Source organism: Micromonospora yasonensis (genome assembly GCF_026013475.1).
Taxonomy (GTDB): Bacteria; Actinomycetota; Actinomycetes; order Mycobacteriales; family Micromonosporaceae; genus Micromonospora; species Micromonospora yasonensis.
In genome coordinates this window covers 1-14,867 of sequence record NZ_JAPDPH010000076.1, presented here as the reverse complement: position 1 = coordinate 14,867, position 14,867 = coordinate 1, and the positions used below count along the sequence as shown (strand labels likewise).

Annotated in this window: 18 protein-coding genes and 1 pseudogene; 13 read left to right on the top strand and 6 right to left on the bottom strand. The window is 74.7% G+C overall.

From position 1 onward, the window contains the following. Positions 1–37: 37 nt before the first annotated feature. From ONA70_RS17425 to ONA70_RS17390, 8 genes are all read left to right on the top strand, one after another. The gene (locus ONA70_RS17425; RefSeq protein WP_319957573.1) at positions 38–736 is read left to right on the top strand and encodes a DUF6758 family protein; all 699 of its coding nucleotides are present in this window, start codon (positions 38–40) and stop codon (positions 734–736) included. A gap of 117 nt (positions 737–853) precedes the next feature. Continuing rightward, positions 854–1,012: a hypothetical protein gene (locus ONA70_RS17420; RefSeq protein ID WP_007455302.1), complete on the top strand. Its 159-nt coding sequence runs from the start codon at positions 854–856 to the stop codon at positions 1,010–1,012. Between the two features lie 6 nt (positions 1,013–1,018). Then, positions 1,019–1,894 (top strand): PH domain-containing protein, encoded by an 876-nt coding sequence (locus ONA70_RS17415; protein ID WP_265007490.1) that lies wholly within the window; start codon positions 1,019–1,021, stop codon positions 1,892–1,894. 103 nt (positions 1,895–1,997) lie between these two features. Then, positions 1,998–2,672 carry a SigE family RNA polymerase sigma factor gene (locus tag ONA70_RS17410; protein WP_265007489.1) on the top strand — a complete coding sequence of 225 codons (675 nt, stop codon included), beginning with the start codon at positions 1,998–2,000 and terminating at the stop codon, positions 2,670–2,672. Next, entirely contained in the window at positions 2,669–3,937 is a 1,269-nt protein-coding gene (locus ONA70_RS17405) for a hypothetical protein (RefSeq protein WP_265007488.1), read from the top strand. Before ONA70_RS17410 ends, ONA70_RS17405 begins: the two co-directional genes overlap by 4 nt. 54 nt (positions 3,938–3,991) lie before the next feature. Continuing rightward, positions 3,992–4,858 carry a PHP domain-containing protein gene (locus tag ONA70_RS17400; protein WP_265007487.1) on the top strand — a complete coding sequence of 289 codons (867 nt, stop codon included), beginning with the start codon at positions 3,992–3,994 and terminating at the stop codon, positions 4,856–4,858. A gap of 31 nt (positions 4,859–4,889) precedes the next feature. Then, positions 4,890–5,504, top strand: coding sequence for a MarC family protein (locus ONA70_RS17395; RefSeq protein WP_265007486.1), 615 nt, complete (start codon positions 4,890–4,892; stop codon positions 5,502–5,504). 144 nt (positions 5,505–5,648) lie between these two features. Beyond that, positions 5,649–6,494: a RecB family exonuclease gene (locus tag ONA70_RS17390; RefSeq protein ID WP_265007504.1), complete on the top strand. Its 846-nt coding sequence runs from the start codon at positions 5,649–5,651 to the stop codon at positions 6,492–6,494. A 92-nt stretch (positions 6,495–6,586) separates the two neighbouring features. Here ONA70_RS17390 and ONA70_RS17385 read toward each other — a convergent pair whose 3' ends face one another. Continuing rightward, a complete protein-coding gene (locus tag ONA70_RS17385; RefSeq protein ID WP_265007485.1) occupies positions 6,587–7,438 on the bottom strand; it encodes an oxygenase MpaB family protein in 852 nt (283 codons plus the stop codon). A 49-nt stretch (positions 7,439–7,487) separates the two neighbouring features. Beyond that, positions 7,488–7,916: a Fur family transcriptional regulator gene (locus ONA70_RS17380; RefSeq protein WP_265007484.1), complete on the bottom strand. Its 429-nt coding sequence runs from the start codon at positions 7,914–7,916 to the stop codon at positions 7,488–7,490. 175 nt (positions 7,917–8,091) lie between these two features. Between ONA70_RS17380 and ONA70_RS17375 the strand changes: the two genes are divergently transcribed. Next, positions 8,092–8,574, top strand: a complete 483-nt coding sequence (locus ONA70_RS17375) for a DUF2231 domain-containing protein (protein WP_265007483.1) — start codon at positions 8,092–8,094, stop codon at positions 8,572–8,574. Positions 8,575–8,581: 7 nt separating this feature from the next. Here ONA70_RS17375 and ONA70_RS17370 read toward each other — a convergent pair whose 3' ends face one another. Further along, positions 8,582–9,130 (bottom strand): hypothetical protein, encoded by a 549-nt coding sequence (locus tag ONA70_RS17370; protein WP_406601203.1) that lies wholly within the window; start codon positions 9,128–9,130, stop codon positions 8,582–8,584. 176 nt (positions 9,131–9,306) lie between these two features. Here ONA70_RS17370 and ONA70_RS17365 point away from each other — a divergent pair, with 176 nt between their 5' ends. Then, positions 9,307–9,474, top strand: coding sequence for a hypothetical protein (locus tag ONA70_RS17365; RefSeq protein ID WP_265007506.1), 168 nt, complete (start codon positions 9,307–9,309; stop codon positions 9,472–9,474). 56 nt (positions 9,475–9,530) lie between these two features. Here ONA70_RS17365 and ONA70_RS17360 read toward each other — a convergent pair whose 3' ends face one another. The 3 genes from ONA70_RS17360 to ONA70_RS17350 all read right to left on the bottom strand — a co-directional run bounded on the left by ONA70_RS17360 (position 9,531) and on the right by ONA70_RS17350 (position 11,329). Next, positions 9,531–10,073: a flagellar biosynthesis protein FlgA gene (locus ONA70_RS17360; RefSeq protein ID WP_265007482.1), complete on the bottom strand. Its 543-nt coding sequence runs from the start codon at positions 10,071–10,073 to the stop codon at positions 9,531–9,533. 206 nt (positions 10,074–10,279) lie between these two features. After that, complete coding sequence (locus ONA70_RS17355; RefSeq protein ID WP_265007481.1) at positions 10,280–10,618, bottom strand: FmdB family zinc ribbon protein; 339 nt, start codon at positions 10,616–10,618, stop codon at positions 10,280–10,282. 39 nt (positions 10,619–10,657) lie between these two features. After that, the gene (locus ONA70_RS17350) at positions 10,658–11,329 is read right to left on the bottom strand and encodes a 5-formyltetrahydrofolate cyclo-ligase (protein WP_265007480.1); all 672 of its coding nucleotides are present in this window, start codon (positions 11,327–11,329) and stop codon (positions 10,658–10,660) included. Positions 11,330–11,412: 83 nt separating this feature from the next. Here ONA70_RS17350 and ONA70_RS17345 point away from each other — a divergent pair, with 83 nt between their 5' ends. The 3 genes and pseudogenes from ONA70_RS17345 to ONA70_RS17335 all read left to right on the top strand — a co-directional run. Then, positions 11,413–13,689: a diguanylate cyclase gene (locus ONA70_RS17345; RefSeq protein WP_265007479.1), complete on the top strand. Its 2,277-nt coding sequence runs from the start codon at positions 11,413–11,415 to the stop codon at positions 13,687–13,689. Between the two features lie 9 nt (positions 13,690–13,698). Next, positions 13,699–14,694, top strand: a complete 996-nt coding sequence (locus ONA70_RS17340) for a UTP--glucose-1-phosphate uridylyltransferase (RefSeq protein ID WP_265007478.1) — start codon at positions 13,699–13,701, stop codon at positions 14,692–14,694. Then, positions 14,691–14,867: pseudogene (locus ONA70_RS17335) on the top strand (gephyrin-like molybdotransferase Glp); the annotation flags it as partial. The gene ONA70_RS17340 and the pseudogene ONA70_RS17335, both read left to right, overlap by 4 nt.

Sequence of the window (14,867 nt, the reverse complement as noted above, 5' to 3'; positions counted from 1 at the left end):
GCTTGACGCCCCGGCGACGCGGGGTGACCGTGGGAACGTGAGTATCGCGGTGAGTTGCCCGAGGTGCGCGGGCCCGGTCCGGGAGCCGGATCTGATGCACGGCGAGTTCCGGTGCCTGCGGTGCGGCCCGGTGCCGCCGCTGCACGTGCCGGAGCACATCAGCGCCGAGATCGTGGCCAGCGTGGTGGGCCGGGTGGCCGCCGAGGTCGACCCGTCGGGGCCGCCGGCCGTACCGCTCTGGTGCCCGTGGCCGTTGCCCACCGGGTGGACCCTGACCGGGGTGGCCTGGGCCGGGGACGACCGGGGCGGGATCCGCGCCACCGCGATCGCCTGTGCCGGTCCGGCCCCGCTCGATGGTGGGCCGGCCGACCTCCTCTTCGTCGCCGAGGAGCCGGGCGTCGGGCTGGGCTCCCGCTTCGCGGGACTGCCCGGCCCCGATCCGGGGCCGCAGGTCGAGGAGGCGCTCACCGGTCCCGGGCCTGGTCACCCCGAGCGGGTCCCGCAGGCGAAGATCAGGGTGGGTGGTCACCCCACTCCACTGTGGCTCGTGAATTCGCCGACAGATCGAAGTGCGTACGCCGGCGAGGCTCGGGGAATGTGGCTCCATGCGATAGCCTGGCCGGCGAGTGCGGGTCACCTCCTCGCGGAAGAAGTCGTGCTGCACGACCTCACCGAGTGGACTCCGCCCGAACTCGTGTACGGCGCACCGTCTCCGTACCTGCACGGGCGGGCCTGACCGGCTGGCACCGGCGATCGGAGAACGGACGCAGATATTCACTGTACGACACGATACTGATACTCTGGGTACCACTGGGGTAATTGGACCCGGCGCCGCGCGAGAGGATGGCCCGCTATGGTCAAGAAGGTCCTCACCTGGGCCGGCATCGCGTTCTTGATCTTCTTCGTTGCCTACCGGCCGAACTCCGCCGCTGACGTGTTCAAGTCTCTCGGTGGCGGCATCATGGACATCGCTCAGGGCTTCGGCGACTTCTTCACGAGCCTGGTCGCCTAGCCGCCGATGGGAAGCCCCTCCGGTCCACCCTTCGACCCCGACGATCCCGATCGGGAGCGCCGGGAGCGCGACACCGAGCCGATCCCCCGCATCGACCCCGACGACGGTCCCGGCTACGGCCCCGGCCCGGGCTACGGCGACGGTCCCTCTCTTTCGGACGACGCCGCCTTCGGGGACGGCCCGGGCTACGCCGGCGAGGGGCGCTCCGGGCGGGCCTGGATCCGCGATCCCGAGGCCGGCTACCAGCCGCCGCAGATCTCCGAGGACGAGCTGGCCGGGCTGCGGGTCGACGCGCATGGCATGGCGCCCCGCCGGGTGTTGCCGCTGGAGGACGAGCCCAGCTCGCTGGTGGCCCGATACCTCTTCCCCACGGAGCGCTACCGGGGCGAGTGGAAGCGGCACTGGATCCACCTCTCCACCCCGATCCTGGTGGGCATCGCCGTGACCTTCGTGCTCGGCTACCTCTCCGGCTTCCTCGCCGGCCGGGACGTCGGGGCGCTGACCACCGTCGCCGTACTGCTCTGGTTCGCGGTGATGGGCTGGGTCGCCTGGCGGGTCGCCGACTGGTGGTACGACCGCTTCATCCTCACCAACAAGCGGGTGATGGTGGTCAACGGGATCATCACCCGGCGGGTGGCGATGATGCCGCTGGTCCGGGTCACCGACATGAAGTACGAGCAGACCCCGACCGGCCGGGCGCTCAACTACGGCACCTTCGTGCTGGAGTCCGCCGGCCAGGAGCAGGCGCTCCGGGAGATCAAGAACCTGCCCAACCCGAACGAGCTCTACCTGCGCGTCGTGGAAGAGATGTACGAGCCGCAGGCCGTCGAGGCGCGGTTGGGCAAGGAGGCCGACGAGGCCAAGGCCGACGACGGAGCGTGAAACTTTTCGTCCGAACATCGGAGGGAATGCGCACCATTTGCCGTCGACCCGACCCACCCGGGCATGGCAACCTGCCATGCAAGACGGGGTGCGGAGGTGAGCGGTGGCGAGCAGGGATTCGCTGGAGGAGGAATTCCGCGAGTTCGTCGCGGCCCGCTCCGGCGCGCTCCTGCGCACCGCGTACCTGCTGACCGGAGACTGGGCGACCGCCGAGGATCTGCTCCAGACCGCACTGACCAAGACGTACCTGGCCTGGAAGCGGCTCGGCGGGATCGAGGCCATCGAGCCGTACGCCCGCCGGGTCATGGTCAACACCTCGACCAGTTGGTGGCGGCGCCGCTGGCACGGTGAGCGCCCGACCGAGGTGCTGCCCGAGCGGGCCGGGGTGGACGTGATCGAGCAGCAGCTCGACCGGGACGCACTGTGGCGGCACCTCCAGGCGTTGCCGGCCCGGCAGCGGGCCGTACTGGTGCTCCGGTTCTACGAGGACATGTCCGAGGCGCAGACCGCGGCCCTGCTGGAAATCTCCCCGGGCACCGTGAAGAGCCAGACGTCCCGGGCGCTCAACACGTTGCGCCGCCGGCTGGGCTCCGAGGCCGCCCTCGGCCTGCCGGCCGAACCGCAGGAGACGCCGCCCGCCCGGCCCGCACCGCGTACCCCGGTCACGCCGCCGTCCGTGCCACCGCCCGTCACCCGCCCGGCGGCGGCCCCGCCGGCCGCGCTCACCGCCCCGGCCGCCGCCCGGCCGGTCGGCTCCGTGCCGGTGGAGACCCGATGAGCAGCCGTACGCCGAGTCCCTGCGACAACCAGTCGGGCGGCCCGAAGCGTCCATTGGCCGTGAGCGAGAACGACCTGGAGCGGGCGCTGCGCGACACCTTCGCGAGTCGCGTCGCCACGCCGCGCCCGCTCGCCGCCGACCCGGCCGGCATGGCCATCCGCCGGGCCCGGCGCAGCGGGCGGCGCCGCGCGCTCACCGGGCTCGCCCTGGCCGGTGTGGCGACCGTGCTGGTCACCACCGGGATGGCCCAACTCGGCGGACCGACCGGGCACGGCGGCACGCCCACCGTGGTGCTCGGCGACCCGCGCGGGTTCACCCCCTCACCGCTGCCCACCGCCAGCACCCCACCGCCGGCCGCCGCGCCGGTCCGCGCTGAACTCGACCTGATCATCGGCTCCCGGCTGGAGACCAGTGGCGGCGAGCAGCGGGAGCTGACCGGGGTGGATTCCGTCGAGCGGGCGCAACGCGTACCCGACTACGGGGGCTGGCTGGTCACCTCCAGGGCCACCGCGGCCGGCCGTACCCTCTGGTGGGTGCCGCCCAACGGCAGCGCGCCACAGGTGCTGCTCGCCGGGGCGGACGCCGTCGCGGTCGCCGCAAACGGCCGGCAGGTCGCCTGGCGCGACGGCGCCGAGATCCTCGCCGCCGGCGTGGTCGGCGGCCAACTCGTCGCGACGAGCCGGGCGGCGGCGCCCGCGGGCGCCGTGCCGATCGGGTTCGCCGCCGACGCCGTCCTGGTCCGGCAGCCCGGCCGGGGCGGGGTGAGCCTCTGGCGCCGGTCGGCCGGCGGGCAGCCCGGCGGCGCGGAGCGCGACGTGCTGAACGTCTACGGGACGCTCCCCGACGGCCGGGTGGTCGGGGAGGTTTCCGCGGGTACGCCCCGGCGGCCCTGCCTGGCCCTGCTCGACCCGGCGCGGGGCCTCGCCCCGGTCCGCACCGGCTGCGGCCCGGAACTCGCCACCGACGGCGTGGCCTCGGTCTCCCCGGACGGGAAGTGGCTGCTGGTCAACGCGGCCCGCGAATCGGCCCTCCTGGTCGACCTGCGCACCCTCGGCGGCACCGTGTCGGCCCGCCCCGCCGGACCGGCGCTGGTCGATGGGGCGGCGTGGACCGGCGCGGGTGTCGCGTTGCACGTCGACACCGCCGGCCGGCTGGTCCGGGTACGCCCGGACCGGGTGGTGGCCGGCGAGCGGCCCACCGGGTCGCCGGTGGACGGAGTCGCCCCGGACGAGCGGCTGGTCGTGGTGGCGGCCGTCGCCCCGTGAGCCACCGCACCACCCCGGCAGCGGCTGCCCCCGGGGGACGGTAGCGTCGGCGGGGTGAGCGCCGCCGCCCGGATCGACCTGCACGCCCACTCCACCGCCAGCGACGGCACGCTCAGTCCCGCCGAGCTGGTCCGGGCCGCCGCCGACGCCGGCCTCGACGTCGTGGCGATCACCGACCACGACACCACCGGTGGCTGGGACGCCGCGCTGGACGCGCTGCCGCCCGGGCTGGCCCTGGTCCGCGGCGCAGAGCTCTCCTGCCGCTGGTACGGCGTCGAGCCGGCGATCCCGCTGCACCTGCTCGCGTACCTCTTCGACCCGGCGGAGCCGGAGCTGGCCGCCGAGCTGGCCCGCGTGCGGCGGGCCCGGGAGGAGCGCGGCGAGCGGATCGTACGGCTGCTCCAGGCCGACGGCATCGACGTCGACTGGGCGGAGATCCTGGCCGGCGCGGCCGGCGGCACGGTGGGCCGGCCGCACATCGCCCAGGCGCTGATCCGGGCCGGGCTGGTGGCCACCACCACCGAGGCGTTCGGGCCGGACTGGCTGGGCGAGCGGTACCGGCTGCCCAAGGAGGACATCGACGTGTTCCGGGCGGTGGCCCTGGTCCGGGCGGCCGGCGGGGTGCCGGTCTTCGCCCATCCCCGGGCCAGCCGGCGCGGCCGGATCGTGCCGGACGAGCTGATCGTGGCGCTCGCGGCGGCCGGGCTGGCCGGCCTGGAGGCCGACCACGAGGACCACAGCCGCGCCGAGCGGGCCCACGTCCGCGCGCTCGCCGCCGACCTGGGGCTGCTGGTCACCGGTTCGTCGGACTTCCACGGCACGCACAAGACGGTCCAGCTCGGCGCGTTCACCACCGAGCCGGAGGCGTACGAGCGGATCATCGCCCTGGCCCGCGGGGTGACCCCCATCGCTTCAGGCTGAAGCGTTCCGGCGGCGCGGCTACCGTATCCGGGTGGATCTCAAGCTCTTCGGCGAGGTCTTCGTGACCCTGCTGGTGATCGTCGACCCGCCCGGCATGTTGCCCATCTTCCTCGCGCTCACCGGCCCCCTGCCGGCCCGCGACCGGAACCGGGCCGCCTGGCAGGCCGTCGCGCTGGCGCTCGGGGTGATCGTGGTGTTCGCCGTGGCCGGGCAGACCCTCCTGGCCTACCTGCACGTCTCGCTGCCGGCGTTGCAGGCCGCCGGCGGGCTGCTGCTGGTGCTGGTCGCGTTGGAACTGCTGACCGGCAAGGCCGACGACCCGAAACAGCAGACCACCTCCAACATCGCCCTGGTCCCCCTGGGCACCCCGCTGCTCGCCGGGCCGGGCGCGATCGTCGCCACCATGCTCTTCGTGCAGCGGGCCGGCGCGGTCACCGACTACCTGGCGATCGCGCTCGCGATCGTCGCGGTGATGGTCACGGTCTGGGTGGCGCTGCGCTTCTCCGGCGTGATCGTCAAAATCCTCCGGCCGGGCGGCATCGAGGTGCTGACCCGGATCGCCGGCCTGCTGCTGGCCGCCATCGCGGTGCAGCTCATCGCCGATGCGATCGCCGCGTTCGTGACCCACTTCATCACCATGCGCTGATCCGCCCGGCCGGCCGGCGCCCCGCTGTCGTACCAGGGTGGCAGGATCTCAGGCGTGCGACGACCCTCCCCGACCGGACGACCCACCGGTGGCCGGCCGCCCCGGCCCCGCGCCGAGCAGGCCGAGCAGCTCGGCTTCGAGGGCATGCCGGAGCGGCTCTTCGTCTGCACACCCAGCAAACTCGGCGCGTACGCGGACTGCCCCCGGCGCTACCGCTACTCGTACGTCGACCGGCCGGCCCCGCCCAAGGGCCCGCCGTGGGCGCACAACTCGCTCGGCGCCAGCGTGCACACCGCGCTGAAGAACTGGTACGCCCTCGACCCCGGGCGGCGTCGCCCCGAGGTGCTGGGCACCCTGCTCAAGGGCACCTGGGTCCGCGAGGGCTACCGCGACGACGAGCAGGAGCGGGACGCTTTCCGCCGGGCCCTGGCCTGGCTGGAGGCGTACGTGACGGGGCTCGACCCGGCTGACGAGCCGGTCGGGGTGGAGCGGGTGGTCGCGGTCAAGACCGCCGTGCTCGCCTTCAACGGCCGCGCCGACCGGATCGACTCCCGGCCCGGCCCCGACGGGCGGCCCGAGCTGGTCATCGTCGACTACAAGACCGGCCGCACCGGGCTGGACGCCGATGACGCCCGTGGCTCGCAGGCGCTGGCCCTCTACGCGTACGCGGCCGAGCGGGTGTTCCGCCGGCCCTGCCGCCGGGTCGAGCTGCACCACCTGCCCAGCGGCACGGTCGCCGCGCACGAGCACACCCCTGAGTCGCTGGACCGACAGCTCAGCCGGGCCGAGGCGACCGCCCGGGACATCATGGCCGCCGAGCGGGCGGTCACCGACGGGGGCGACCCCGACGAGGCGTTTCCCGCCACCCCCGGGCCGCGCTGTGGCTGGTGCGACTACCGGCGGACCTGCCCCGCCGGCGCGCAGACGCCCGGCAAGGACCCCTGGGCGGCCGTGGACCGACCCACCGAGTCCGTCTCCGATCTCGACTGACCGGGGTCGGGTGGTGTCCCCGGGGTGCGGCAGGTCGGGGTGCCCCGGTCCGGAAGGCCCGGGTTGCCGCAACCCGGGCGGCCAGGGCGGAGTCAGGCGGCGGCCTGGCGGGCGGCTCGCGCCTTCGCGGCCTGCTGCAACGGGCCCTCCCGATAGCGGCGCGGCACCGCCGACAGGGCGAGCCGCAGTGCGCGCACGCTCAGGTCGGCCGAGAGCGCGGTGGTGGGTAGGCCGAGGCCGCCGTACAGCCGGCGGGCCCAGGCCGGCAGCAGCGCCAAAGCGATGCCCGCCACGCCCAGGTACGCCCAGCGGGGCGGCCCGAGGCTCAGGCCGACGTGCAGCGGTCGGCTGACCTTCCACGGGATCGGCGGGGCGGTCAGGAACAGGGCGGTCTCCGCCGCCTCCTTCGTCATCCGCAGGTCACCCTGGATCCGCCGGTAGTAGTCGGCCACCTCGGCGGCGGTGCCGGGCACGTCGGCCGGGTCGAGCCCGACCAGGCCGGCGGACCGGCGCTGCTCGGTGTAGTACCCGTCGACCTCGGCGTCGGTCATCGGCAGTCCCGCCCGGCGCGCGGTGCTCACGAACGACTCGACCTCGGCGACGTGCACCCAGCGCAGCAGGTCCGGGTCGTCGATCCGGAACTCCTCCCCGCTGAGCGGGTCGCGGGCGCGCAGCCGGGCGTGCCGCGTACGCAGCCGCCGGCCGGCCGCCTCCGCCTCGGCGGTGGTGCCGTAGATGGTCGTCCCCACGTAGGTGGCGGTCCGGACCAGCCGGCCCCAGGCGTCGGTGCGGTAGTTGCTGTTCTGGGCGACGCCGGCCATCGCCCGGGGGTGCAGCGCCTGCAGGTAGAGCGAGCGCAGGCCGGCCACGAACAGGATCGGCTCCCCGTGCACCTTCCAGGTGACCGACCCGGGACCGAACAGGCCGAGGTCATCCGATTCCACGGCCCAAGAGTGCCACGCGCCGAGCGGACCCGTCCGGTGCGTGCCGAGGTCAGTCGTCGGCGGAGCGGCGCGTCTGGCAGGTGGGGCAGAGACCCCAGAAGGTCACCTCCGCCTCGTCGACCTCGAACCCGTGTGCGGTTTTCGGGTCGAGGCACGGCGCGCTGCCGGTGGTGCAGTCGACATCGGCGATCTCGCCGCAGCCCCGGCACACCACGTGGTGGTGGTTGTCGCCGGCGCGGGCCTCGTACCTGGCGGGGGAGCCGGCCGGCTCGATGCGGCGGGAGAGCCCGGCCCGGGAGAGCGCCCCGAGCACGTCGTAGACGGCCTGGGTGGAGACCGAGTCGAGTCGCTCCCGGACCCGGCGGGTGATCTCGTCGACCTCCAGGTGGCCGCCCTCGGCCAGTACGTCCAGCACGGCGAGGCGCGGTCGGGTGACCCGCAGGCCCCTCGACCGGAGCAGTTCCTCACCGCTTGACATGGAGTAATGACAGCACGGGGCCACGATGCCGACAAGCGAGCGGGAACGGTGGGTGGTCGGGGCCACAGGTTGAACCGCGGCCGGCCGGCGTGCGTGGGTGGGAGGGGACAGCGGCGTCGACGTTTGGTGGTCGTACGCTGGCTGCGCGGTTCGCACCCACTCGCCGGAGGTGTCGGTGTTCAGGGAATTCAACGGTCTGCCCGCTCACGCCTTGCTGGTGCACGCCGTCGTGGTGCTCGTGCCGCTGCTGGCGTTGGTCTCCGTCGCGTACGGGGTGCTGCCCCGCTGGCGGTCCCGGCTCGACTGGGCGGTGGCGGCCCTCGCCATCGCGACCCCGATCGCCGCCTTCCTGGCCACCGAGTCGGGCGAGGAACTGGAGCAGGTGCTGGAGCAGAAGAACTACCCGGCGCAGATCCTCGACCAGGTGCGCGAGCACTCCGAGTACGGGGACAGCCTCCGTTGGCTCGCCTTCGGGCTGGCCGCGGCGGCGCTGCTGCTCCTGCTGGTGACCAGCAATTTTGCCCGGTCACGGAACCTGCCTCGTTGGCTTTCCCCGGTGCTCACCGGTGTGGTGGTCGTGCTCGCCGTGTTCGCGGTGGTGTACGTCTACCTGACCGGCGACACCGGCGCCCAGGCGGTCTGGGGCGGCACGCTCTGAGCCCGGCTCAGAAGATCACCCGCGAGCAGAGCAGGCACGTGAGCAGGACCAGCACCACCGCGGCGACCGCCCCGACGCCATAGGTGAGCCGCTGCGCCTGCTGTTCCGCCTGATCCATCACGGCCATGTCCTGCGCCGGCAGCCGCCGGGGCGGCGGTGCCTGCACGTAGACCGGCGGTCGCCAGCCCGGCGGCGGTGGCATGGTGGGCGGCGGGCCGGCGTACCCGCCGGGAGCGGCCGTGCCCGCCGACCAGCCGCCCCCGCCAGCAGGTTGGCCGCCGCCGGGCGCACCCGCGGCGGGCCTGGCCCAGGGGCTCTCCGCCTGGCCCGGGGGCGACCAGGCGCTGCCCGTCGATCCCTGGCCGGCCCGATCCGCCCCCGGCTCCGGCACGTCCGTCCGTTCCGTCCCGGGCCCGGCCGCGCCGGCGGCTGCCGCGTCGCCGGCCGACACCCTGCCCACGTCGGGCTGGCCGCCGCCGCTCTCCGGGGCGGGCTGGTCCGGAGTCGGGCGTCGCCAGAACTCGTCCTCGGGGCTGCCACCGCTCGGCGTCGTCACGCCGACCGACGCTACCAACGCGCGGGTCGGTCGGCCGCTCCGACGCGACGGGCACCGGCCGGATGGGCGAGGTTGCGGTTCGGGGCTCGGACCGGGTGAGGCCGTGGGTGAGAGTGCGGGACGCCGGTGCGCCGGACGGACGAGGCATTTCCCTCCGGCCGGTATCCTTGCCGCTCGTGAGCGATCCCGGCAGGCGTGGCGACGACGACCGCGTGGTCGACCTCGGCGACGACTTCGTGGTGCTGCCCGAGCAGACGACCGACGACACGGACCGCGGTTGGGGCGAGCGGCCCGGCGGCAACGACGACTGGCTGCTGGCCGAGCGCCCCCCGCACTGGGACTGACCCGGCGCCTCCCCGCTCGGCGGCCGAGCAGCCCTCCGCCGCCCCGCACCCGCTCGTCAGCCGCGTACCACCACGGCGAAGCGGCTGCCCTCCGGCACGCCGACGGCCTGTTGCGCCTGCTCGGGCCGGAGCGCCAGGTAGAGGGCGGAGGAACCGTCGACCGCCCCGGCGGCGCCCACCACGTCGAGCACCAGCGCCCGTGGGGCGAGCAGGGTCGCCTCCCCGGCCGCCGTGCCGGCCGGTACGACCAGCAGGTCCACCCGGGCACCCGGTCGGAGCACCGCCAGGGCGGCCGGCTCGGCCAGCCGGACCGGTACGCCGACCGACCCGCTCGGCAGCGGCAGCGCACCGGTGGACGGGCCGGGGGCCGGAGCGGCCGGGCCAGGGGCGGCCGGGACGGGAGTGGCCGAGGCGGGACCGGCCCGACCTTCACCGGGCGGTGGGCAGCCGGCCGGGGTCGACAGAACGGCGGCAGCCACGCCGAGCAGCATCGCGACCAGCGCCACCCGGAGCAGGGTGCCGCCTCGGGGCAGCCCACGCCAGCGCACCGGCCGCAGAGTTCCCTCGCCCGCCACCCGCACCCCTCCCACCGGCACCACCAACGCCAGCAGGCTAGAAGCGCCGCCCGGGCCCGATCACCCGGTCACCCACACCCTGTGGATAACCCGCCCGCCTGTGGACAACCCCCCACTCTCATCCCACCCGTGCTGGCACAGGGCGGCCGCAGGCACGGAAAGAGTGGCCATCCGCGAGGGAACGGCCACTCTTCCAGGGAATGTGTGGGGACCTTGCGAGGGTGCGAGCGTCAGGAGGCGGACGAGCTGCTGGCCGCCGGGGTCTTGGCGGAGGAGCTGCTGGTCGAGGTCGAGGTGGACGAACCGGTCGTCGAGGTGCTCGACGCGCCGTTCGAGGACGACTCGGACTTGGCCGAGTTGCTCGTGGTGCTCGTGGCGCTGTCGGAACCGGACGAACGCGAGTCGGTGCGGTAGAAGCCGGAGCCCTTGAACACGATGCCGACCGAGTTGAAGAGCTTGCGCAGCCGCCCCTCGCACGCCGGGCACTCGGTCAGCGGCGCGTCCGAGAAGGACTGCACCGCCTCGAGCTGGTGGCCGCACGCGGTGCAGGCGTACTGGTACGTGGGCACGTTCTCCTCCGGATCTGGCACGGCCGGTTGGCACTCGACTTATCCGAGTGCCAATGGTGCGTCATCGGACCCGGGTTCGTCCAGCGGAAGCGGGCCGGCCCACACCTTCACCAGGCCGGCGGCCGGAGTGATCACGGCGCGGACCGGGAGGTCGTGCGGCTCGCCGGGCACCGCCTCGATCAACTCCCCGTCGTGCAGCAGCGCCACCGTCAGGGCGGTCGCGGGCACCCGGGCCAGCGCCCGGTCGTACGAGCCGCCGCCCCGGCCCAGCCGGAACCCCCGGTGGTCCACCGCCAGGGCGGGCACGACCACGAGGTCGGCGGTGGCGACCGCCAGCGCCCCGAGCCGGGGGCCGGTGGGCTCCCGCAGGCCCCGCCCGGCCGCCCGCAGTGACCCCGGGTCGGCGTACCCGGCCCAGTCCAGGTCCAGGTCGTCCCGGAGCACCGGGAGCAGCAGTTCCGCGTCCGGGGCGAGCGCCGCCCGCAGCGCCTCGGGCAGGTCGGCTCCGCCGGGCTCCGACCCGACCGGCACGTACGCGGTCATCCGGGCCGGGCCGAGCCGTCGTACCAGGGAAATCAGCTCGGCCTGGACGCGGGCCGCCGCCTCCGACCGGTGCTCGGCGGTCAGCGACCGGCGGTGGGCGAGTCGCGCGATCCGCAAACCCCGTTTCGCCTCATGCGCGACATCCGCTCCATCAGAAAATTCCGGCACGCAACACTCCTGACGCGACGCTTGCCTCCCGGTCGCTCTGTGTCAGCATCGCAACAAGGGGCGCGGAACTTCCGGGGGGAAGCTTGACGCTACGCGGGCGGTTGACGGCGGCCTTCCTCGCGGTGGTGCTCGGCCCCGTCCTGCTCGGCGCGGTCTTCGTCGGATCGGCGATGGTCACCCTCGATCGCAGCCGCTCCACCGAACGCCTCGGGCTGGCCGCCGCGGGCGTGCGTACCTCCGTGGACGCCCTCTGCCAGCAGCTCCGCGCGGCGGCCGACGCCGTCGCGCTGGTCCCCGACCCGGCCGCCCGGTCCCGCGCGGCCGACCAGGTGGTGGGGCGCGGCCTGGCGGCCGCCGTGCAGGTCATCGACACCGCCGGCCGGACCAGCTACGCCACCACGGGCGGCCCGGACGGGCCCTGGCGGGACTGCGCGGGCGACCGGGCCGCCACCGGCCCGGTGAAGGCGCTCGCCGCCCGGGTCGAGCTGCGCGACCCCGCCGGCGACGACCTGGGCACGGTCGCCGCCGCGCAGCCGGTCGACCCGGCCTTCGTCGCCCGGCTCGCCGCGGTGACCGGCGTCGCGGTCACCCTCCTCGACGACAGCGCCGACGCCGACCGGTTCACCCACACCACGGAGTCAACAGAGGTACGCGAGGCGGTGCTGGCCGCCGCCCGCACGGTCGCCGGGGAGCGGGTCACCGAGACCGACGGCCGGTACGTCCGCCGGGTCGGCCCGTCCCCGGGGCAGCCGTTGCCGCTGGTCCTCTCGGTCCCCGGGGAACGCCCGCCGGACCTCTACGCCGCCCTGGTCGGCGCGGTCGTGCTGGCCGCCCTGTTGGCCGTGGTGGCCGCCTGGCGGCTGGCCCGGGTGACCACCCGCCCACTGGTCGAACTCGCCGGCGCGGTGGACCGGGTGACGCACGGCGACCTGACCGCCCGGGTGCCGGTACGCAGCCGGGACGAGATCGGCCGGCTGGCCGGCGCGTTCAACCGGATGACCCGGGAGACCGGCAGCTACGTGGCCGCCCTGACCACCAGCCGGGACCAGTTGCGCGGCCACCTGGCGGTGCTCGGCGACACCCTGGCCAGCACCCACGACCTGCAACGCATCCTGCGGGTGATCCTGCACAGCGCGGTCGCCGCGACCGGGGCACGGGCCGGCGCGGTGCTGCTCCTCGACGGCGACGGCGTCCTCGTCGGCCGGTGCGTCGAGGGGCTGGACGGGCGGTGGCCCACCGACGACCGCTCCGACCCGGCCACGCTGCGGGTGCCGGTGGGCACCGGGGTGGTCGGCACGGTGGCCGCCACCGGGGAGCCGCTGTGCGGCCGGTGGGACCCGGCGCAGGCCACGCCGGGCGAGCCGACCTGCGAGACGTACGTGGCGGTGCCCTTCGCCGCGCCCGGCGCGGCGGAGCTGGGCGCACGCCCCCCGGACCGCCCCGGGCATCCGGCTGCCGGCCATGATGCGGCCTCCGCGCCGTCAGGCGGCGCTGCGGACCGGATGAAGGCCGGTCCGGCGCCGCGTCGCGACCCGGAGGCGTCGGCCGGCTCCGGCGCGCTCGGGGTGCTGGCCCTCTACGACCGGGCGGGCGCCACCGAGTTCGACGACGACGACCTGATCACCCTGCGGACCTTCGCCGGGCACGCCGCGGTGGCGGTGGAGAACGTCCGGGTGCACGAGGAGGCGCAGCGGCTCTCCCTGACCGACCCGCTGACCGGGCTGTGGAACTACCGCTACCTGCGGGAGGCGATCCGGCGGGAGGTGGAACGGGCCAACCGGTTCGGCCGGATGCTCAGCGTCCTCGCCCTCGACCTGGACCGGTTCAAGGACGTCAACGACACCTGGGGGCACGCCGCCGGGGACGCCGTCCTGGTCGAGTTCGCCCGCCGGGTACGCGGCGAGATCCGCGAGGTGGACCTGGCCTTCCGGCAGGGTGGCGAGGAGTTCGTGGTGCTGCTGCCGGAGACCGACGCGCGGGGCGCGACGATCGTCGCCGAGCGGCTCGGCGCGGTGGTCCGGGACCACCCGGTGCCGGTGGAGGGGCACGGCGGCGATCCGGTGCGGGTGTCGGTGACCGTCTCCATCGGCATCGCCGTCTATCCGGACCACGCCGCCACCGGCCAGCAGGTGCTCGACGCCGCCGACGACGCCCTCTACGCGGCCAAGGCGGCCGGCCGGGACGGCTACCGGCTGACCCGGCCCCCCGATCCGGCACCCAGCCAGGAGGCACCGGTCGTGGCCGCCACTGTCAGCCCGCCCGACGGACCGCCCGGGGCCGGCGCGCCAGACGTCGCCGGAGTGGGTCCAGGCGGCGCGTCTTCCGGTCCTCACCCGCCGCGGCAGAGCCGTGGCCGATAGTCTCGCGACATGTCGGAGCACTCAGCGAATCCTTCAGCGACCGCCGCGACCGGTCGCTCCCGTGCGGTCAAGGCCGTCATCCCGGCCGCCGGCCTGGCCACCCGGTTCCTGCCGGCCACGAAGGCGGTCCCGAAGGAGCTGCTGCCGGTCGTCGACCGGCCGGTGCTGCAGTACATCGTCGAGGAGGCCACCCAGGCCGGGCTGAACGACGTGCTGCTGATCACCGGGCGCGGCAAGACGGCCATGGTGGACCACTTCGACCGCCGGCCCGACCTGGAGGAGCGGCTGGCGAACAAGCCCGAGCTGCTGGCCGCCGTCAGGCGCACCGAGGACCTGGCCGAGATCTACACCTGCCGCCAGCCTGAGCAGCTCGGCCTCGGCCACGCCGTCGGGTACGCCGAGTCCCACGTCGGTGACCAGCCCTTCGCGGTGCTGCTCGGCGACGAGTTCGTCAAGCCGTCCGAGCCGCTGCTGCCGGCGATGCTGGAGCTCCAGGCCCGCACCGGCGGCGTCGTGCTCGCCTTCTTCGAGGTCGACCCGGGCGAGACCGCCCGGTACGGCATCGCCTCCGTCGAGCCGGCCGAGCCGGAGTTCAACGACATCGCCGAGGTCGTCAAGGTCACCGGCATGGTGGAGAAGCCCAAGCCGGAGGACGCCCCCAGCAACCTCGCCGTCCTCGGCCGGTACGTGCTGCCGGGGCGGATCTTCGACGCGATCAAGCGGACCAAGCCGGGCAGCGGCGGCGAGATCCAGCTGACCGACGCGATGGAGCTGCTGCGTACCGAGGGGGTGCCGGTGCACGCCATCGTCTACCGGGGTACCCGCTACGACACCGGCATGCCGCTCGGCTACCTGCAGACCGTGGTCCAGATCGCCGTCGAGCGCGAGGACTTCGGCGCCGAGTTCCGCAAGTGGCTGACCGACTTCGTCAACAACGGCGACGAGACCGTCACCTCGGCGATCCTGGACGGGGTGCGCGACGCGTCGGGCGGTCCCAATACATGACCTCGACGGCCGACGCCGAGGCGGCCGCGAACGAGTTGACGCCGCTCGCCGACTACCTGGGCAGCGTGCTGCGCAGGTTACGCGCGCTGCCTCCGCTCGACCTCGACCTCACCCAGGCGTACGGCAACGTTCTCGCCGAGGACGTGGTCGCCCCGCACTCGTTCCCCGCCTTC

Excerpts from the sequence above, each read along its gene's own strand:
- ONA70_RS17405 (WP_265007488.1), top strand. The coding sequence starts at position 2,669 with ATGAGCAGCCGTACGCCGAGTCCCTGCGACAACCAGTCGGGCGGCCCG.
- ONA70_RS17390 (WP_265007504.1), top strand. The coding sequence starts at position 5,649 with ATGCCGGAGCGGCTCTTCGTCTGCACACCCAGCAAACTCGGCGCGTAC.
- ONA70_RS17415 (WP_265007490.1), top strand. The coding sequence starts at position 1,019 with ATGGGAAGCCCCTCCGGTCCACCCTTCGACCCCGACGATCCCGATCGG.
- ONA70_RS17340 (WP_265007478.1), top strand. The coding sequence starts at position 13,699 with ATGTCGGAGCACTCAGCGAATCCTTCAGCGACCGCCGCGACCGGTCGC.
- ONA70_RS17420 (WP_007455302.1), top strand. The coding sequence starts at position 854 with ATGGTCAAGAAGGTCCTCACCTGGGCCGGCATCGCGTTCTTGATCTTC.
- ONA70_RS17380 (WP_265007484.1), bottom strand. The coding sequence starts at position 7,916 with ATGTCAAGCGGTGAGGAACTGCTCCGGTCGAGGGGCCTGCGGGTCACC.